This window comes from Robiginitalea marina, assembly GCF_024006985.1.
GTDB lineage: Bacteria > Bacteroidota > Bacteroidia > Flavobacteriales > Flavobacteriaceae > Robiginitalea > Robiginitalea marina.
Genome location: NZ_JAMXIB010000010.1, coordinates 35,212 through 52,964 on the forward strand (window position 1 = coordinate 35,212; position 17,753 = coordinate 52,964).

Here is a 17,753-nt window from a genome sequence, read left to right on the forward strand (position 1 = left end):
TGATTTTTAAAGGTTTATGAAGCAAAGATTGGCAAAAAAGGACGGCGGGGGCAGGCTCTATTTTCGGTCTAAGAGAAGAGAGCGATTAGAGTAGTAATGACACAAATTATAACCCTCATTATCAAGAACATAATAAAGCCGCTTTGATAATACGTGGAGTAGTTACTTTGGGTCCCCCCCAAAAAAAACTTTTTAGTAAGAGTGTGGATTTACTGGATAAGATGACTAACGAAATATTCCAGTGCTTTTCGTTGTTCTTTATTCTGGGTTTCTTTCTGGTTGTGAAAATCTTCTGGAGTTAGTGTTTCGCCCTTCAGTAAGAAGTACTCGGAGGTGATAATCCAGTGATTATTTTTAGGGTTCCGGATAACTTCCTTGTCCTTAAGCAGTCTAATAAAGTAATAGAGGGAGGATTTACTTCCAATCCAATTTACCTTATCCTCCAGCACTTTACCTTCAAATAAACCCTTGAAGGTTTGAAAGGACTTTTTATATGTCAAGCTTGGAGAACTAACAAATCCAGGTTTTATAAGATATTCTTCATACAACTTCCACAGCCTTTCATTATTTGGGAAGTGTTTCCAAACGAAGGAGCGAACGGGCTCCTTTAGAAAAAACCATTTTGATAATGTGGAATGATGACTATTACTAAGTTCCAGGTGGTACCCAATAAAGATATCTTTAAGGGTTGTTTTAATTAAGGTGAGAAGACAGAGCTTTAGTTCATTTGGAAAAAATCCAACGAAGCCATCTTTAAGATTGGATTCAATATCTTCAATATATTTCAGCAGGATACCCACAACCGCATTAAGGTATTTAGACCTGTGATCCTGGAGTAAGGAGATCTCAAATTGGAATCGATCCATTGAAGCCGCTAAATCCTGCTTTGCCTGCATGAAAACTTCAAATCCCTCATCAAAATTCTTGAATATGATCCCCTCGTGTTCTGATGTGAGATACTTATCTAAACATTGGAATGGATGCTCGGATTCCATTCCTTGGCTCTTTCTTAATTCGCTTCTTTTGTGGCCAGCCGCATTGTTTATGAAGAGATTGCTGAATTTGTCTGTGTTATCGCTCATGGTAATTAAAGACTACTTATTCTTTCTATTGAAGTATTCCCGTACCCTCTCAACATGTTCCTCCTGGGTAGTCTTAACATAATTTATAAACTGCTGTTCAGATATATGATTTGTAATAGCCATAATGGTCTGGTTAGGCAACTTTCCATAAAGATTGGTAGCGAAGCTTCGTCTACAAGTATGCGAAGTGACTAATTCATATTTTGGATAATAGCCCTTCTCCTTTCGCTTTGTCTCCGGATTCATTTTCTTACCAATCACCTCCTCTTTGATACCGACTTCCTCGCATACCTCTTTTACATACTTGTTAAACTTTTGATCGGAAATAGTCTTCGGGAGTTCTCCATTATTTTCCAGTAGGACGGACTTTATTTGAGGGTGAATTGGTATAATGATATGACCACCGGTTTTTTTAGAATCTAAGATTTGGATTTCCTCATTTGTGATGTTATAAGTGTGAATATTTTTTAGATCAGAAATCCGCAAGCCCGTCCAAAGACCTATAATCATAAGTTGGCGGGCATTATTTAGTCTTGGATTATCTGAAAAATCGTGTTTGAAGATAAGGTCGATCTCCTTCTCTTTGAGATATACGTCAATAGTCTTCTCAGCTCTTGCAGTAAAATTGCGGTGTTCAAATTCAGAACTTACTTTCAAGCCTAAAGTTTTTGCTTCCCGGCAAAAGGCCTTGATCTGAGTCAAGTATTTTGCGATAGTAGTATTACCATAATTACCTTCAAGCTTTAGGAATGATAAAAACGCCTTATGAAATTCGAGATCTATATCCCATAGTTTAATACGGATCTTGTGGAGCAATTCAAACTCCTTTAAACGCACTAAGGTAGTTTCGTACTTCTGTATAGTCCGTCTGCTAATAATCTTTCCCGTATTGGGATTTATCCTGGATTTAGATTCGTCGATAAACTTTTCAATGAAGGGAATGAAAAAAACGTTTGGATCAGAGAGATTGTCTTTGGGACGGTTATTAAACTTTGCGACTGTTCTATCTAGCCAATTCTTATCAAAGTTCCCTCCATCAGCGAATTGTTCATTGTATTCCGCAACTATGAAGTCCTTTAATTTTTTGAGCTTGGGATTTAAGACCTGGTCTAAGGTACTTCCAGCAGTATTGGTGACCTGTTGTAGCCTTTTCGACCATTGTTTGGGATTAACAATATAGCTTGTGTTAGAAGTAATATCGACTCCCCTACCCTGATAAAACCTAACATAGATAGCTGCAGGATTCTTTTTAGACTTAACCAAATATTTGATGTTTGCCATAATGCGTAAGAAACTACCTCAAGATAAAACTTTCCCGATATTTTCCCGACATTTTAAAAACAAAAATGCATCTCAATGAAAATAAATTCTAATGTAGGGCTTTATATTACTGTTTAACTGTCTTTTACAATTCAACGAGGTATTGTTTAAATTCAGTATGATTCGAAGGTTCTAGTACTAGCGGGGCTACAAATAAGCACCAAAACACCCTGGCGAGAGCCGGGGTATTTTATTTTGAGGCCCCGCGAAAAAAGCTTGCTTTTTAAAGCGGGGTTGAGAAATAAAATCCAGCACTGCGAAGCAGGGATGGCTGTTTTGGTATTTTCAGACTGAGCCCCTGTTAGGAACAGCAAGCGCAGCGCAGCTATCTCCTAGCGGGGCTACAAATAAGCACCAAAACACCCTGGCGAGAGCCGGGGTATTTTATTTCCGGAGGGCCGCGTAGAAAGCTTGCTTTTTAAAGCGGGGTTGAGAAATAAAATCCAGCACTGCGAAGCAGGGCGGGGTGTTTTGGTATTTTCAGACTGAGCCCCTGTTAGGAACAGCAAGCGCAGCGCAGCTATCTCCTGGCGGGGCTTCCAATAAGCACAACCCCTGCCAAGCCCACGGTGCACGATGGACTTTAGGTTCAGTCCCTGGTCTGCGATTGACTCAAATCATTGAATTCCCTTTTGTACTGGCGTACCTTGAATGAAAATCCAGAGTCATGGAAACCGCCGAAATGCTTATACGATCTTTCAAATACCCTCTGCTGGTTCTTCTGGCAACCCTTTTATTCTCGGGCTGCAGTTCAGAAGACGACGATATTTCTGTTGACCCTACCTGTGGAAGGACTTTTGAACTCATTACTTCCGTTTCCCCTGAAGGGGCGGGAAGTATTGAAAGAACCGAATACGTTTCTTCAGAAGGACTGGGAGGCCTGCTGCCGACGAAGGTCATCCGCTTGTTTGCAATTCCCCGCGAAGGGTATGTTTTCGAAGAATGGAAATCGTCTTTGGTCACTTCTGTAACGAAAGACACAGAAAACCCAAAACTAATAATCCCGTGCTATATCAGTGAATCGGTAAAATCCATTAAAATCACCGCCGTTTTTAAAGCTCTTGAAGAATAACCTGCAGAATATCCAAAGTTAAAAAATCAAGATTTAGGAGGCTGTCCTCCAATAAATAGCAAGATCAGTCTCAGGGTTTACTCCCCATACACCTCCACCACCAGCTCGACCTCCACGGCGATCCCCCTCGGGAGGGATGCCATACCCACGGCAGCCCTGGCGTGTTTGCCGCGTTCCCCGAAGACCTCAACCATCAGGTCGGAGAACCCGTTGACCACCTCGGGCTGGTCCCCGAAACCAGGTGCGCAATTGACCATCCCAAGGACTTTGACGATACGTTTTACCCGGTTCAGGTTACCAAGTTCCGCCTTCAGGACGGCCAGCTGGTTGATGGCTACCAGCCTTGCAGCTTCATAGCCTTCCTCCACCGTCAGGTCTTCTCCTACTTTACCGGTGATATACTCCCCGTCTTCTTTTTTCGGGCCTTTCCCCGCCAGGAACAACAGGTTGCCGGTTTGTACGGCATTGACATAATTGGCCACGGGGCTGGCCGGGACCGAAAGGGCAATGCCCAGCTCCGCCAAACGGGCTTCGGGGTTGTAGCCCGCTTCAGGGGCTTCTGCCATGGGCGCCGCAGGCGCCGGGGGGGCAGGCGGGGCATCCTGCCGGCCGCAGGAAGCAATCAGAAAAATCAGAAATAAGGCAAGAGGGTAGCGGATGTTTTTCATAATGCAAAGGGTTAGTATTGCCTAAAGATACAACGCCGCCAGTGAAAACCGGTCGGTAAAATGCCCGGGGTTCGTGAAAAGGCAACTGGTGCCTTTACACCGCAGGGGAAATCCCCTCAGCAGGAAAGCCCATTGCCTTCAGCACCTCCCGGGCCGTGCCCGGCAAGACCCCATAGGTTTCCAGCCTGCCCAGGTCATCCCGGATGATTTCCCCGAAAGCCTTGTTGGACTCATTTTTCAGGGAGGCCACGGCAAGGTAGGTTTCCCGGGCACGGGCCGAATGCCCTTCGAGCAGGTCGCAATGTGCGAGGTTGCAGTCCAGGGCCGGCAGGACGACGCCAAGGGTGGAAGCCTGGTCCAGCAAAACCCGGGCTTCCCCAGGAGCCCCCTGGGCCAGGCGCAGCCAGGCCATGTTGTTATAGGCCAGCGCCAGCGGCCGGCGCAAAACCCCATTCTCCGGGTAGTCCTTTTGAAAGGCCTGCAATTCTTTGAGGATCCTGGCCTGAAACGCTTCCTTTTCGGCAAGGTCTACCGTGCTGTCGATCTCCTCATCCCATTGCCGGATTTTCCGCAGCAAGTCCAGGGTCCTTATGGTTTCTTCGTCCACGGCCTCAAAATACTTCCGGAAATAGGCAAAATCGGTTTTCATGTTTTCCACAGCAGGATGTCCTTGCAGGGATTCCAGGAATGCACCGGATTCCTCCAGCAGTTCAAGGCCCGCAGCTTTATACTGCAGTTCCTGCCGCTCTTCGATCATCCGCTGGTAAAACTCCAGCAGGTTCAGGGCCGAAGCACAAAAATCGGCCCCAAAAACCCCTGGCTGCTTTTCCTCCAGTTGCCGACGGGTGGCCAGGGCTTTGGAAAGGAAGGGTTTTGCCTGGGGCCAGGAAGGGGTCTCCAGGGTGTAGATCCCGGCATTGTGGTAGGCCGTAGCCAGGTAATGGGTATATCGCTCGGGGCTCCGGGCTGCGAGGTCCGCATAAATCTCCAGGGCTTGTGCATTGGCCTGGTACGCATCGGAAAAGCGCTTCATCGGGTCGGCGTACAAAATGCCGAGGTTGGCATAAGTCGATGCCAGATACGGGCGGAAAACCCCGGGCTTTTGCCTGGCAAGTTCCCGGTAGGTTTCCAGGGTCTCTTCATAATAGGATGCCGCCTTCTCATATTCTTCGAGTTGGATATGCACGACCGCCAGGTTGTTGAGGCAGGCGGCAACCAGGGGCCGGTATTTCCCGGGGTCACCGGCAAGGCCTGCCCGATACAGGTCCAGGGCCTTGCGGTACTGGGTCCGGGCGTCGTAGGCATTGAATTCATCCGTGTAATTAGCCCCCAGCTGGTAATGGGCAAGCGCCCGCATATCGGGGTCCAGGGCGTGGTCGCTCCCGGACCGCAGGGCCAGGGCGGCCTTGTAGTCTTTTTTGGAAAACCAGTACTTTTTCCGCAGGAAGTACGCCTCGCCCCTGGCCATGAAGGAATGGGCAAGGTGTGGGTTGAACCGCGGGTCTTTGTCGGCCAGGTCCTGGTAGGTGTTTACAGCCTTCTCGAAGTATTCCAGGGCGGCTTTGGGGTCTGCCTGCAGGGACAAACGGCCCAGGTTGTTCAGGGCAATCCCCTTCTGGTGTTCCGTTTCCGGTTCCCGGTCATCCGGGGCGCCTCCAAGGGTTTGGAGGAATCGCTCCCGGGCTTCCCCGGGGTCCCCCTGCAACTCCTTCAGGCGGGCAAGGGTGTTGTTCAGGTGCATCCACAGCGGACCGGAAGATGCCTGCTGAAGGGACTTTTCATAGAGGGGGGCGGCCAGGTCTGGCCTGGAGGACCTCAGGTATGCTTCTGCGCGTTGAATATTTTCTTCCAGTGATTCCATGATAGCGTGTTTTTAAACCCGTTTATGCCTGTCTGTGGCCTGCCTGCACAGGTCCACATAGGCCACCCGCGACAATTCCCGGTAATCAAGGTCCCCGCAACGGGCAGTTTCTTTTTGCAGGTCCATCCACCTGATCCCTTTTCCGGCCAGCGAGCGGGCAGCCTCGCGGATGGCATATTCGGCCGCCCCATTGCTTTTTCCTGCACAATATTCCCCAAAACAAAGGTCCCCCAGGCAAATGCCGAAGAACCCCCCTATGAGTTCCCCATCCTCCCAGACCTCCTGGGAGTGTACCAGCCCCTGGCCTTCCAGTTCCGAAAAAATGCGGAACATCCGTTCCGACAACCAGGCAGGGCCCATGGCCCCGGGGTCGTTATTCTCCTGCTGGCAAAGGCGAAGCAGGGCCTCAAAAGCGGTGTTTACAGTCGATTGAAAGCCGGAAGGCGTGCTTTCGGTTTCCGTTCCGCCCCCGGATTCCAGCACGATCCGCGGGTCAGGGGACCACCACCGGACGTGTTTCATGGGGTGGTGCCAATAGTAAATGCCATTCTGATAAGCAAGCAGGAGTCGGTCTGCGGTCATGTCGCCCCCGACGGCCAGCAACCCGTCGAGGTCGGCAAAATGGGCCGGGGGGAAGTTCAGGTCTCCTTTTTTCAGTTCAAAATAGGGCATGTCGGGGTATCTCAGGTTTCACCGGCATGGAGGTCATCCAACTCCCCGAGCTGTCGCAAAATATCAAAGGTTTTCCTGGCTTCTTCCTCGTTCACAATGGCGATGGCAGCCCCCACGTGGACCATTACATAATCGCCCGTCTTCGCCTCCGGCACCAAGGTCAGGTTCACCTCCTTGACCACCCCGTCGAACGAAACCCGGCCCAGCCGGAAGGTTTCGTCAAGGGTTTGGGTGACTTCGAGCAGTTTTCCGGGAATGGATAGACACATCGCTACTGATTTTTTTCAAGTTGTTTGCGGAGCCAGGCATACCAGGGTTCCATCCCTTCGCCCGTGGTGGCCGAAACCTCAAAGAATTGCAGGTGCGGGTTCACCTGCAGGGCATAGTCCTTAAGCCGTTGCAGGTCAAAATTCAGGTAGGGCATCAGGTCGATCTTGTTGATGATGCAGACATCGGAGGTGTGGAACATGTCCGGATACTTGATGGGTTTGTCCTCCCCTTCGGTGGTACTGATGATCACCACCCGCTTTTGTTCCCCCAGGTCGAACATGGAAGGGCAGACCAGGTTCCCCACATTCTCGATCATCAGGATGGAATCGGGCTTCATCCCGAGCTTTTTAACGGCCTCAAAGACCATGTCGCTTTCCAGGTGGCAGCCTTTGCCTGTATTGATCTGCATTACGGGTACGTCCAGGGCGGCGATCCGGTTGGCGTCGTTGACGGTTTGCTGGTCCCCTTCGATCACATAGAAGTTCAGGGTTTCCTTCAGGTCGGCCAGGGTGCGTTCGAGCAGGGCTGTTTTGCCCGATCCGGGGGAACTCACCAGGTTGAGGGCGAAAATGTTCAGGGCCTCAAAATAGCCGCGGTTTCGCGCAGCCATGACCTGGTTGTGTTGCAACACGTCCTGTTCCACCTCAAGGATCCTTTTATTGGGGGCCAGGGTGGTCGTTCCCTCCCCGTGGTCGTGGTGATGGTGGTGGTCATGGGAGTGGCCGTGGTGGTGGTGCCCATGATCATGGGCGTGTTGGTGGTGGTGTCCGTGGTCGTGATCATGATCGTGGGAATGACCGTGGAGGTGCCCGTGGTCGTGGTCATGGTGGTGGTGTCCGTGATCATGGCCATGGGAATGCCCATGGAGGTGTTCATGGGAAGCTTCATGCCCTTCCCTCCCATGGGTGGGGGGGAGGATCCTCACGCCTCCTTCTTCGCTTCCGCATCCGCAAGTTCCGCACATAGTAAATACATTTAATGAATTCGATTAAACAACTTCCAGGGCCCTGACCCGCAGTTCCTTCCCCTGCAAAATGGCTTTCAGGTTGCTGCTGCAATGGGGACAGGGGTCATAAAAATGTTCCATTTCATACTCGGTGTCGCAATCCATGCACCGGGCCCTGCCCTGAATGACCTGTACGCGCTTTTCCGCCTTTTCCAGGACCGTCTCCCTGACCGCCACCGGCCAGACGAACTCCAGGGATTCCAATTCGATCCCGGCCAGGGTGCCAATCTCAAGTTCAATGACCTCCACAGTGCTGGCACCAGCCTTTCTGGCCTCTTCTTCTGCGATTTTGACGATGCCCATGGCTATGGATAATTCGTGCATTGTTCCCGGGGGTCCTGGAGGTTAAACCTCAATATTAGCCGAAAAAAATTACCTCAACCCTGATAATTATCATGTTATCCCTCCTTAAGGTAGTATACTTTTAATGATTAACAACCCGAAACTGATTTTTTTAACTAACTGGCATTCAGATGGCTTTTGAAAGAAACACTCAGGAAACCTATTATGAGAGCATCATAAGACAGGGGTACAGCCGGCGGGACTTCATGAAGTTCTCCACCTATATTGCGGCGTATATGGGGCTCGAAACCTCCGCCATTGGACAAGTTGCCAAATCCCTGGAAACCACCCACCGCATCCCGGTTATCTGGGAGCACTACCAGGAATGCACCTGCTGCAGTGAATCCTTTATCCGTTCCGACCACCCGATTGTGGCCGACATCATCCTGGATAAGATTTCCCTCGATTACACCCTTACCCTTATGGCCGCCTCCGGCCACCAGGCCGAAGCTGCCAAACACGCCACCATGGAGAAATACAAAGGGGAGTACATCCTCTGCGTGGAGGGTTCCGTGCCTATGGGCGATGACGGCAACTACTGCTGTATCGCGGGCAGGTCGGCCAAGGACCTGCTGATCGAGGCCGCCGAAGGCGCCAAAGCTATCATTGCATGGGGCAGTTGCGCCTGCAACGGATGCGTGCAGGCCGCCTATCCCAACCCGACCCAGGCTACCCCCATCGACAAGATCATCAAGAACAAGCCGATCATCAAGGTCCCCGGGTGTCCGCCCATCGGAGAAGTGATGGCGGGTATCATCGTCCACCTGATCACGTTTGACCGCCTGCCAGAACTGGACAATATCGGACGGCCCAAGGCCTTCTATGCCAAACGCGTACACGACAGCTGCTACCGCAGGCCGTATTACGATGCCGGGCTTTTCGCCGAAACCTTCGACGACCAGAACGCCAAGGAAGGATATTGCCTTTATAAGGTAGGGTGCAAGGGGCCTATGACCTACAACTCCTGCGGAACCATCCGCTGGAACAACGGGGTGAGTTTCCCCATCCAGTCGGGCCATGGGTGCATCGGCTGCAGCGAAGAAGACTTCTGGGACAATGGCCCGTTCTATGAAAGGATGACCGGCCTGGCCGGCTTCGGCATAGAAAGTTCTGCAGACACCATAGGAAAAGTTGCTGCAGGGGTCCTCGCCGGAGGCCTGGCGGCCCATGCAATCGCAGCAAACATTTCCAAGCGGAAGGAGCTCAGGGACAGCATCCGTACTGCCAGGGAAAACGAGAAAAAATTCGAATCATAGCTTCCTATTAAACTGACAATCATGGCTAACAGAATAGTTGTAGACCCTATCACCCGTATTGAAGGGCACCTGCGCATAGAAGTAGAGGTAAAGGATGGCAAGATTACCGACGCCTACAGCTCCTCCCCCATGGTCCGGGGGCTGGAGACCATTGTCAAAGGCCGGGACCCCAGGGACGTTTGGGCATTTGTCCAACGCGCCTGCGGGGTATGTACTACCGTGCACGCCCTGGCCTCGGTAAGGTCTGTGGAAGATGCCCTGGGCATAAAAATCCCCCCCAATGCGGAGTTGGTCAGGAATATCATGGAGGGAGCGCTATACATGCACGACCACGTGGTGCACTTCTACCACCTGCACGCCCTTGACTGGGTGGATGTAGTGAATGCCCTGAAAGCCGACCCGGCGGAAACCTCCGCCCTCGCCCAGAGCATATCGAGCTGGCCCAAAAGCTCGCCGGGATATTTCTCCGACATCAAGAAGCGGATTACGCGCTTTGTGGAAAGCGGGCAACTCGGGATTTTCGCCAACGGGTACTGGGGCCATCCCCAGATGAAACTCCCCCCTGCCGTCAACCTGCTGGCCGTTGCCCACTACCTCGAAGCCCTCGAATGGCAAAAGGAAATCGTGAAGGTCCATACCATATTCGGCGGAAAAAACCCGCACCCGAACTATCTGGTGGGCGGTATGGCATGTGCCATCAATGAAGACAGCCCGGGAGGGCTCAATGCGGAACGGCTGGCTTATGTGGGCCGCCTGATCAAGGAAGGCCAGCAATTCGTCGAGCAGGTTTACCTGCCCGACCTGATGGCCATCGCATCGTTCTACAAAGACTGGGGCGGCATCGGAAAAGGCTTTGGCAACTATATGTGCTACGGCGATTTCCCCACCAACGGGTATTCCGATGTTTCCAGTTTCAAATTCCCACAGGGGATCATCCTCGACCGCGACCTGTCGACGGTCTACGATGTGGACCACCGGAACAACGACATAGAGGAATTCGTGAACAATTCGTGGTACGACGAATATTCCGAAGGCCCCGACACTGGCAGGCACCCCTGGGATGGGGAAACCAATATCAAGTACAGCGGGCCCAAACCCCCGTATGATTCCCTCGATGTCAGCCAGAAATACAGCTTTATCAAGACCCCGCGCTGGAAGGGGAAACCCATGGAAGTAGGTCCGCTTGCGCGGCTGCTGGTGGGTTATGCCCGCGGCAACCAGGAAATCCAGGAACTGGTGAACGGTGCCCTGGCACAACTGGAGGTCCCGGTGGATGCCCTGTTCTCGACCCTTGGGCGCACCGCCGCAAGGGGGCTGGAAACCAGGCTGGTGGCGCAGTGGACGCAGGATTTCTACGCCGACTTGCTCAACAACATCAAAAACGGCGATTCCCGGATGGCCAACATGGAAAAATGGGAGCCTGCCTCCTGGCCGGCAGAAGCCAAAGGGGTGGGCTTCAGCGAGGCACCCCGTGGTGCCCTGGCCCACTGGATCCGCATCGCGGACGGAAAGACTGCCAACTACCAACTGGTGGTCCCCTCTACGTGGAATGCTTCCCCCAGGGATCCGAAGGGACAACGATCCGCCTACGAATCGACCCTGCTGGATACCCCTGTGGCCGACCCGGAACTCCCGCTGGAGATCATCCGTACCATCCATTCCTTTGATCCCTGCATTGCCTGTGCCGTACACCTGTACGACGAGCATGGAAAACACCTTTCCCAGGTGCAGAACATTTCGAGTTGTGATATCTAAAACCAGAAGCCATGTCTTCCAAGAATTATAAACGTGTCTATGTCTGGGAACTCCCGGTCCGGATTTTTCACTGGATCAATGTCCTGTGCATCACGGTCCTGGCCGTGACCGGGTTTATCATCGCCGATCCGCCTGCCATCCTTTCGGGTGCGGAAGCGAGTGAATCGTACTGGTTCGGCACGGTGCGCGTTATCCATTTTGGTGCGGCCTATATTTTCTTCTTCAACATGATCCTCAGGATATACTGGTCCTTTGTGGGAAACCGGTTTGCCCATTGGAAATCCTTTTTGCCCTTCAGCCGGGAAATGCGGAAGAATATCAAGCACGTCCTCAAAGTGGACATCATGTTGCAGCACGACAAGACCCACGACGTGCGGAACATCAGTGTGGGGCACAATTCTGTGGCGGCCCTCTCCTACGTGGCCCTTTTCGTGGTGGCCCTGGTACAGGTGTTTACCGGGTTTGGCCTGTACTCCGATATGTCGGGGTGGTGGCTGCCTGACCTGTTTGCCTGGGTAGTGCCCCTGCTTGGCGGCGATTTCATGGTGCGCACCATCCACCATGTGGCCACCTGGGTATTTATTTTCTTTACCCTGGTCCACGTATACCTGGTCTTCTACCACGACTGGCTGGAAGGACGGGGGGAGGTTTCCTCCATGTTCGGCGGGTATAAATTTGTAAGCGAGGAGCGGTTCCGGAAGGAAGGCCTTGCAGACATGCCTCAGAAAACACCTCCTGCTGAAGCTCCTAAAGCCGAAACCAACCCGGCCACCTGAACTGAAGATTTACCCGGAATCCATTCCCCATGAATAAAACCTCCCATACCCCCAAGGCCATCAGCAGCGATGCCTACTATTTTGAAAAAGATAAGGCCGGTGCCATCCTGGTCATGGGGGTGGGGAATTACCTCATGGGCGATGAAGGCATCGGGGTTCGCCTCATAGAGGAGATGGCCCGGGAAGCATTGCCGGAATACCTCGAACTCCTGGATGGGGGTACCGGGGGGTTCCTGTTGCTGGATCGCTTCCAGGCCTACAGGACAGTTATTTTCGTGGATGCCACCATGGACGGGAAGCCGGCAGGAAGCATCAGCCTGTTGCGCCCCAAATTCGCCTCCGATTTTCCTTCCGCCCTCAGCGTCCACGACCTGGGGCTGAAGGATATGATCGAAGCCGTATACCTGCTGGAACACGAGCCAGAGCTATACCTGCTGACGATTTCCATTGACCACATCGACCCCATGAGCCTCGACCTGTCGAAGCCGGTGGAAGATGCCATTCCAGAAGCCATCCAAAAAATCCTTACTTTAAGCCGGGAACTGCATTTGCAAAAGCTTTCCGTTGGAGACCACCATTAGAATTATCATCCAGGGAAGGGTACAGGGCGTGGGCTTCCGGCCTTTTGTATACCGGAAAGCCCGGGCTTTGGGGATTCGCGGTTCGGTGACCAATACCGGGGAAGGCGTCCTGATCCTGGCCACCGGACCCCCAAATATTCTCGATGAATTTTACACTGCGGTAACCCGATATCCCCCACCCGTAGCACAGGTCGTCCGGCATTCCCGGGAGGAAATCGCCCCGGAGCACCCGGAGGGGTTTAGTATTGTACCCACTGCAGCCGAAGGCGGGCTGAACCTCCAACTAACCCCCGATTTTGCCCTGTGTGAGTCCTGCGCCACCGAACTGAAAGAGGTAGGGAACCACCGAAAGGGCTACCCCTTCATAAGTTGTGTTGCCTGCGGGCCGCGGTGGGCCCTGACTGAGACGTTCCCCTTCGAACGGGAACACACCAGCATGTCGGCCTTTACCCAGTGCCCTGCCTGCCTGGCTGAGTACGGGGACCCCGAAGATCGCCGGTTCCACTCCCAAACCAACAGTTGCCCGCAGTGCGGGATCGCCTGCTGGCTGGCTGACCCCAAAGGAAACAAGATCGCGCAGGATGCTGGCTCTGCCTTCCGGGAACTTGCCATAAAACTGGCCGAAGGCAGCATCATCGCCCTGAAGAATACCTCCGGATACCTGCTTTGTTGCGATGCCAGGCAGGGGCCTGTAGTAAGTCGGCTTCGCAACAGGAAACAACGCCCTTCTAAGCCCTTTGCGGTCCTGTACCCTTCCATGGAGCAGTTACGGGAAGATCTGGAGGTCTCCCCGGCAGAGGCCGAAGCCCTGCATTCGCCGGAGCGTCCGATCGTGTTGCTCTCTTCCGCCGGGTACCGTGGGGAGGCCAGCCTGGAAGCGATAGCGCCCGGACTCAACCAACTGGGCGTGATGTTGCCCTATACCGGTGTCCTGGCCATGCTCGCAACGGCCTTTCCCCACCCCCTCGTGGCCACCAGCGGGAACCTCCACGGTTCCCCCATCTGTTTCAGCGAAGCCGAAGCCATGGAAAAACTTTCAGGGGTCGCGGACTTCTTTTTCGGGCATAACCTGGCCATCCTCCATCCCCAGGACGACTCGGTGGTCCGGATGAGCGCATCGCCGCCGGGCCGCATCGTACTGAGGCGGTCACGGGGTATGGCCCCGAACTACAGCAAGCCTGTGGATTCCAGGCCCGGGGCTGCGAGTATGGCCCTTGGCGCCCACCTCAAGAGCAGTGTAGCGTGTATCCCCAACGATTTCCTCTATGTGAGCCAGTACCTGGGCAACCTCGACAATTTTGAAGTCTACCAGCGGTTTACCCAAACGGTGGACTCCTTTGTGGAGCTGTTCGGGCAAAGGCCGAAAACCCTGCTCGTGGATGGGCACCCGTCTTACCTCAGCCACCGGTACGGCAGGGAACTCTCCGGAAAATGGGAGGTCACGGTCAGGGAAATCCAGCACCACAAGGCCCATTTTGCCGCCGTGCTGGCCGAGCACGGGTTGTTTGTCCAGCGGGAGCCCGTCCTTGGGGTCATCTGGGATGGTACCGGTTATGGGGAGGATGGACAGGTATGGGGCGGGGAATTTTTCCGGTATCAGGAAGGGGTGATAGCCCGGACCGGACAACTCGATTATTTCGACTGGCTGGCCGGGGACAAAATGGCGCGGGAACCCCGGCTGTCCCTGCTTTCCCTGCTCGGGCCCGGGGCGGAGGCCCCCGGGTCAAAGTTTTCGGAAGGGGAACGGCAGCTCTACGCGAAGCTATTACACTCCAACACCCTTAAAACCTCTTCCATGGGCAGGGTATTTGATGCCGTCTCTTCCCTGCTGGGCTATTGCGACCTGAACACCTTTGAAGGGGAAGCCGCCATGCGACTCGAAACAGCCTGCAGGGATTTTTCGCTGGAAGGAGCCTCCCCTTTTGTCCACCTCAATGCGGAGGGGAACATCCCCGCGAAACTCCTGGTTCAGGAAGTGGCCCGCGCAAAAAAGTCTGGCCGGCCCGGTGGATGGATCGCCGGAAATTTCATTTTCACCCTGGCAAACCTTATCTTAGAGAAGGCGGAAAGGGAGTCGGTGCGCAAGGTCGCCTGCAGCGGGGGGGTCTTCCAAAATGCATTGCTTCTGGACATGCTGCACCGGATCAGCCCGCGACACCTTGAATGGTATTTTCACAGGGAATTCAGCCCCAATGACGAAAACGTTTCTTTTGGCCAGCTCATGTTCCACCTTAATTGCACCTGAATGAAATTCCTCACCGAATACCGAAACCTGGAAGCCACCCAACAGGTGATCCGCCAAATAGAAAAGGCCATAACCCGGCCCTGGAAGATCATGGAGATTTGCGGGGGGCAGACCCATAGCCTGGTGCGCAACGGCCTGCTGGAACTGCTGCCGGAGGAGGTGCAGATGATCCACGGGCCCGGATGCCCGGTGTGCGTAACCCCTATGCAACTGATCGACCAGGCGGTGGAGCTGATGGAAAAAGGGGTTATCCTCTGCTCCTTCGGCGACATGGTCCGGGTTCCGGGAAGCACCATCAGCCTGCTGGAGGCCAAGGCCAGGGGTGGAGAACTTCGGATCCTTTACTCGCCCCTGGAAGCGGTACGCATCGCCAGGGAAAACCCGGGGCGGGAGGTTGTGTTTTTTGCCGTGGGCTTTGAAACCACGGCGCCAGCCAACGCCCTGTCGGTCTTGCAGGCGGAAAAGGAAGGGCTCTCCAATTACTCCCTGTTGGTTTCCCATGTGCTGGTACCCCCGGCTATGGAAGGGATCCTGGACGATCCCTTCTGCGCCATCGACGCCTTCCTGGGGGCAGGCCATGTCTGCGCCATCATGGGGTATCGTGAATACCACCCGATTGCCGCCAAATACCAAATCCCCATAGTGGTTACCGGTTTTGAGCCGCTCGACCTGGTCCAGGGGATCCACAGGGCGGTGGTGCAATTGGAGAAAGGGGAATACAGGGTCGAAAACCAGTATGCGCGGGCCGTTTCAGAAGCCGGCAACCTCCAGGCCCAAAAAGTCATCCACCAGGTCTTCGAAATTGCCGACCGGCAGTGGAGGGGAATAGGTACGATCCCCAGGAGCGGGTACGCCCTGAGGGAAGCTTACCGCCCTTTTGACGCCTCGCATAAGTTTGGCCTGGCGGAAGAAACAAACACCGAATCAGGGGAATGCATGGCCGGTGATATCCTGAAAGGGTTGAAAAAACCGCATCAATGCCCGCACTTCGGCAAAAAATGTACCCCCAGGACACCCATGGGGGCACCTATGGTTTCCTCGGAGGGCGCCTGTGCCGCATATTACCATTTTGCACCCAACCCCTAAAAACCCCCTATGGATTCCCAGACACCCATGTCTTCGAGTATTCAACTGGCCCACGGCAGCGGTGGCCTCATGACGCGCGAGCTCCTCGACCAGATCATCTTCAGTACCTTCAAAAACCCCTTCCTGGAACAAAAGCACGATGGGGCCATCGTTCCCCTCAAGGGTCCTGTGGTTATTTCCACGGACAGTTTCGTGGTTTCGCCCATCTTCTTTGCCGGGGGCAATATCGGGGACCTGGCTATCAATGGCACGGTAAACGACGTGGCCATGTGCGGGGGGGTACCCGAATTCATCAGCCTGGGGTTCATTATTGAAGAAGGCCTGGATACTTCAGATTTCGTTAAAATCGTGCAAACGATCAAAGCTGCCGCAGAAGAGGCAGGGGTCCTAATTGTTACCGGGGATACCAAGGTGGTGGAAAGCGGCAAGGGCGATAAGATTTTCATCAATACCACGGGGATCGGAAGCCCCCATCCCCGGGCACACATCTCCATGGACCGGATCCGCCCTGGCGACCAACTCCTGGTCAGCGGCCCGATAGCCGCCCACGGGATGGCCATCCTTTCTCAGCGGGAGGGGCTGCAGTTCGAGTCCGAAATCAGGAGCGATACCACCTGCCTGAACCACCTGGTTAGCGACTTACTCGATGAATTCGGCGATCAGGTCCACTTGCTGCGGGACCCTACCCGGGGGGGGATCTCCAGTGTTTGTTCGGAAATTGCGCAGGACAGTGCCCTGGGGGTTTTACTGCGGGAAACCGCCCTTCCCCTCGACCCGCAGGTTGCGGCGGCCTGCGAAATGCTGGGGCTCGACCCCCTGTATGTGGCCAATGAGGGCATCTTTTGCGCCATTGTGGATGCAGAGGCCGCCCCGAAAATCCTGGAACGCATGAAAAGCCACCCAAAAGGAGGCCGGGCAGCACTGATCGGGGAAATCCGCAGCGAATACCCGGGCAAGGTGGTGATGGAAAGCGCTGTGGGGGGCAGCCGGATCGTGACCCCGCTGATCGGCGAACAATTGCCCCGGATCTGTTAATTGGCCACCATCCAGTAGACCCCAATCACTACGGCAAACAGGCCTCCCGCCACGCGAATGCCCTTGAAAAAAATGGGGTTATGCCAGTTCTTAGCCAATTCCGCCACCTGCCCCAGCACCAGGGTAAAAACCGTCATGGCAAGTACGGTACCCGCCCCGAAGCCGCCGATGTACGAACTGGCCTCTGCCTGGGAATCAAAACCCAGGACAGGGAGGAACAACAGGAAATGGGCAACCCCGGCCAGCCCGTGTAAGAACCCTATGGAGAAAGCGGCCGTGCCATGCCTTTTGGGCGGGGCGGGGTGGGAATGGCTATGCGCGGGGGAACTGCCGTGGGAATGCGGATGCTTGTGCAGGTAGGGCTTGCCGTTTTCGTGGATATGGGTGTGCGAATGCACTGCCTTTTTCCGGAAGACCGAAAACAGCGCCCAAAAACCCACCCCCAACAGCACGAGGCCCACCAGCTGTTCACTGTAGGCCGAAATCGCATCCACCGGTATCATTTCACGGAACATCAGGAACAGGAGCCCTATCAAAAGCATCCCCGCAAGGTGCGCCAGGCCCCAGATCGCGCCGATCTTCCAGGCCTTCCTTTTTTGCTCGATGGCAAAGGGGGTCACCGCCGCCAGGTGGTCGGGGCCAGAAATAACATGTAACATGGCTGCCAGGAGGCCTGAGGTAAATGCAAACCACATAGTCCGATACGATTGCGCAACCACTAAGATA

General features: G+C 53.9%; 18 protein-coding genes. 9 read left to right on the forward strand and 9 right to left on the reverse strand.

Annotation, left to right across the window (positions count from 1 at the left end; genetic code table 11):
* Positions 1-209: 209 nt before the first annotated feature.
* Positions 210-1,082, reverse strand: a complete 873-nt coding sequence (locus NG653_RS11860) for a hypothetical protein (RefSeq protein ID WP_252741925.1) — start codon at positions 1,080-1,082, stop codon at positions 210-212.
* A gap of 12 nt (positions 1,083-1,094) precedes the next feature.
* Positions 1,095-2,363 carry a tyrosine-type recombinase/integrase gene (locus tag NG653_RS11865; RefSeq protein WP_252741926.1) on the reverse strand — a complete coding sequence of 423 codons (1,269 nt, stop codon included), beginning with the start codon at positions 2,361-2,363 and terminating at the stop codon, positions 1,095-1,097.
* Positions 2,364-3,069: 706 nt separating this feature from the next.
* On the opposite strand from NG653_RS11865, the gene NG653_RS11870 reads away from it, so the two are divergent.
* The gene (locus tag NG653_RS11870) at positions 3,070-3,474 is read left to right on the forward strand and encodes an InlB B-repeat-containing protein (RefSeq protein ID WP_252741927.1); all 405 of its coding nucleotides are present in this window, start codon (positions 3,070-3,072) and stop codon (positions 3,472-3,474) included.
* Between the two features lie 77 nt (positions 3,475-3,551).
* Here the strand turns inward: NG653_RS11870 and NG653_RS11875 are convergent, their stop codons facing one another.
* The 5 genes from NG653_RS11875 to hypB all read right to left on the reverse strand — a co-directional run bounded on the left by NG653_RS11875 (position 3,552) and on the right by hypB (position 7,555).
* Positions 3,552-4,142, reverse strand: coding sequence for a RidA family protein (locus tag NG653_RS11875; protein WP_252741928.1), 591 nt, complete (start codon positions 4,140-4,142; stop codon positions 3,552-3,554).
* A 94-nt stretch (positions 4,143-4,236) separates the two neighbouring features.
* Positions 4,237-6,003 carry a tetratricopeptide repeat protein gene (locus NG653_RS11880; protein ID WP_252741929.1) on the reverse strand — a complete coding sequence of 589 codons (1,767 nt, stop codon included), beginning with the start codon at positions 6,001-6,003 and terminating at the stop codon, positions 4,237-4,239.
* A 12-nt stretch (positions 6,004-6,015) separates the two neighbouring features.
* Positions 6,016-6,675 carry a leucyl/phenylalanyl-tRNA--protein transferase gene (locus tag NG653_RS11885; RefSeq protein ID WP_252741930.1) on the reverse strand — a complete coding sequence of 220 codons (660 nt, stop codon included), beginning with the start codon at positions 6,673-6,675 and terminating at the stop codon, positions 6,016-6,018.
* A gap of 11 nt (positions 6,676-6,686) precedes the next feature.
* On the reverse strand, positions 6,687-6,944 hold the full coding sequence (locus NG653_RS11890) for a HypC/HybG/HupF family hydrogenase formation chaperone (RefSeq protein WP_252741931.1): 258 nt from the start codon (positions 6,942-6,944) through the stop codon (positions 6,687-6,689).
* Positions 6,945-6,946: 2 nt separating this feature from the next.
* Positions 6,947-7,555, reverse strand: coding sequence for a hydrogenase nickel incorporation protein HypB (gene hypB, locus NG653_RS11895; RefSeq protein WP_252741932.1), 609 nt, complete (start codon positions 7,553-7,555; stop codon positions 6,947-6,949).
* A 9-nt stretch (positions 7,556-7,564) separates the two neighbouring features.
* Here hypB and NG653_RS11900 point away from each other — a divergent pair, with 9 nt between their 5' ends.
* Positions 7,565-7,924, forward strand: coding sequence for a hypothetical protein (locus NG653_RS11900; protein ID WP_252741933.1), 360 nt, complete (start codon positions 7,565-7,567; stop codon positions 7,922-7,924).
* Between the two features lie 9 nt (positions 7,925-7,933).
* On the opposite strand, the gene hypA is transcribed toward NG653_RS11900, so the two are convergent.
* On the reverse strand, positions 7,934-8,275 hold the full coding sequence (gene hypA / locus NG653_RS11905; protein WP_252741934.1) for a hydrogenase maturation nickel metallochaperone HypA: 342 nt from the start codon (positions 8,273-8,275) through the stop codon (positions 7,934-7,936).
* Between the two features lie 149 nt (positions 8,276-8,424).
* Here hypA and NG653_RS11910 point away from each other — a divergent pair, with 149 nt between their 5' ends.
* The 7 genes from NG653_RS11910 to hypE are packed head-to-tail and all read left to right on the forward strand — an operon-like array spanning position 8,425 to position 17,027.
* The gene (locus NG653_RS11910; RefSeq protein WP_252741935.1) at positions 8,425-9,549 is read left to right on the forward strand and encodes a hydrogenase small subunit; all 1,125 of its coding nucleotides are present in this window, start codon (positions 8,425-8,427) and stop codon (positions 9,547-9,549) included.
* A 21-nt stretch (positions 9,550-9,570) separates the two neighbouring features.
* Entirely contained in the window at positions 9,571-11,304 is a 1,734-nt protein-coding gene (locus NG653_RS11915; RefSeq protein ID WP_252741936.1) for a nickel-dependent hydrogenase large subunit, read from the forward strand.
* 11 nt (positions 11,305-11,315) lie between these two features.
* Entirely contained in the window at positions 11,316-12,080 is a 765-nt protein-coding gene (gene cybH, locus NG653_RS11920) for a Ni/Fe-hydrogenase, b-type cytochrome subunit (protein ID WP_252741937.1), read from the forward strand.
* 29 nt (positions 12,081-12,109) lie between these two features.
* Positions 12,110-12,661 (forward strand): hydrogenase maturation protease, encoded by a 552-nt coding sequence (locus NG653_RS11925; RefSeq protein ID WP_252741938.1) that lies wholly within the window; start codon positions 12,110-12,112, stop codon positions 12,659-12,661.
* The gene (hypF, locus tag NG653_RS11930) at positions 12,645-14,906 is read left to right on the forward strand and encodes a carbamoyltransferase HypF (RefSeq protein ID WP_252741939.1); all 2,262 of its coding nucleotides are present in this window, start codon (positions 12,645-12,647) and stop codon (positions 14,904-14,906) included. The genes NG653_RS11925 and hypF overlap by 17 nt, the downstream gene beginning before the upstream one ends.
* Positions 14,907-15,992 carry a hydrogenase formation protein HypD gene (gene hypD / locus NG653_RS11935; protein WP_252741940.1) on the forward strand — a complete coding sequence of 362 codons (1,086 nt, stop codon included), beginning with the start codon at positions 14,907-14,909 and terminating at the stop codon, positions 15,990-15,992. It begins immediately after the preceding gene.
* A 9-nt stretch (positions 15,993-16,001) separates the two neighbouring features.
* Positions 16,002-17,027 carry a hydrogenase expression/formation protein HypE gene (gene hypE, locus NG653_RS11940; RefSeq protein WP_252741941.1) on the forward strand — a complete coding sequence of 342 codons (1,026 nt, stop codon included), beginning with the start codon at positions 16,002-16,004 and terminating at the stop codon, positions 17,025-17,027.
* Here the strand turns inward: hypE and NG653_RS11945 are convergent.
* Positions 17,024-17,722, reverse strand: coding sequence for an urease accessory protein UreH domain-containing protein (locus tag NG653_RS11945; RefSeq protein ID WP_252741942.1), 699 nt, complete (start codon positions 17,720-17,722; stop codon positions 17,024-17,026). The genes hypE and NG653_RS11945 overlap by 4 nt on opposite strands.
* Positions 17,723-17,753: the final 31 nt, after the last annotated feature.

What these genes read in the sequence shown, in the direction of transcription:
- NG653_RS11945 (WP_252741942.1), bottom strand. Translation starts at nt 17,722, where the DNA reads ATGTGGTTTGCATTTACCTCAGGCCTCCTGGCAGCCATGTTACATGTT.
- NG653_RS11865 (WP_252741926.1), bottom strand. Translation starts at nt 2,363, where the DNA reads ATGGCAAACATCAAATATTTGGTTAAGTCTAAAAAGAATCCTGCAGCT.
- hypD (WP_252741940.1), top strand. Translation starts at nt 14,907, where the DNA reads ATGAAATTCCTCACCGAATACCGAAACCTGGAAGCCACCCAACAGGTG.
- NG653_RS11860 (WP_252741925.1), bottom strand. Translation starts at nt 1,082, where the DNA reads ATGAGCGATAACACAGACAAATTCAGCAATCTCTTCATAAACAATGCG.
- hypA (WP_252741934.1), bottom strand. Translation starts at nt 8,275, where the DNA reads ATGCACGAATTATCCATAGCCATGGGCATCGTCAAAATCGCAGAAGAA.
- hypB (WP_252741932.1), bottom strand. Translation starts at nt 7,555, where the DNA reads ATGGCTGCGCGAAACCGCGGCTATTTTGAGGCCCTGAACATTTTCGCC.
- NG653_RS11880 (WP_252741929.1), bottom strand. Translation starts at nt 6,003, where the DNA reads ATGGAATCACTGGAAGAAAATATTCAACGCGCAGAAGCATACCTGAGG.
- NG653_RS11915 (WP_252741936.1), top strand. Translation starts at nt 9,571, where the DNA reads ATGGCTAACAGAATAGTTGTAGACCCTATCACCCGTATTGAAGGGCAC.
- NG653_RS11870 (WP_252741927.1), top strand. Translation starts at nt 3,070, where the DNA reads ATGGAAACCGCCGAAATGCTTATACGATCTTTCAAATACCCTCTGCTG.
- cybH (WP_252741937.1), top strand. Translation starts at nt 11,316, where the DNA reads ATGTCTTCCAAGAATTATAAACGTGTCTATGTCTGGGAACTCCCGGTC.
- NG653_RS11925 (WP_252741938.1), top strand. Translation starts at nt 12,110, where the DNA reads ATGAATAAAACCTCCCATACCCCCAAGGCCATCAGCAGCGATGCCTAC.
- hypE (WP_252741941.1), top strand. Translation starts at nt 16,002, where the DNA reads ATGGATTCCCAGACACCCATGTCTTCGAGTATTCAACTGGCCCACGGC.
- NG653_RS11910 (WP_252741935.1), top strand. Translation starts at nt 8,425, where the DNA reads ATGGCTTTTGAAAGAAACACTCAGGAAACCTATTATGAGAGCATCATA.
- NG653_RS11890 (WP_252741931.1), bottom strand. Translation starts at nt 6,944, where the DNA reads ATGTGTCTATCCATTCCCGGAAAACTGCTCGAAGTCACCCAAACCCTT.
- NG653_RS11875 (WP_252741928.1), bottom strand. Translation starts at nt 4,142, where the DNA reads ATGAAAAACATCCGCTACCCTCTTGCCTTATTTCTGATTTTTCTGATT.
- NG653_RS11885 (WP_252741930.1), bottom strand. Translation starts at nt 6,675, where the DNA reads ATGCCCTATTTTGAACTGAAAAAAGGAGACCTGAACTTCCCCCCGGCC.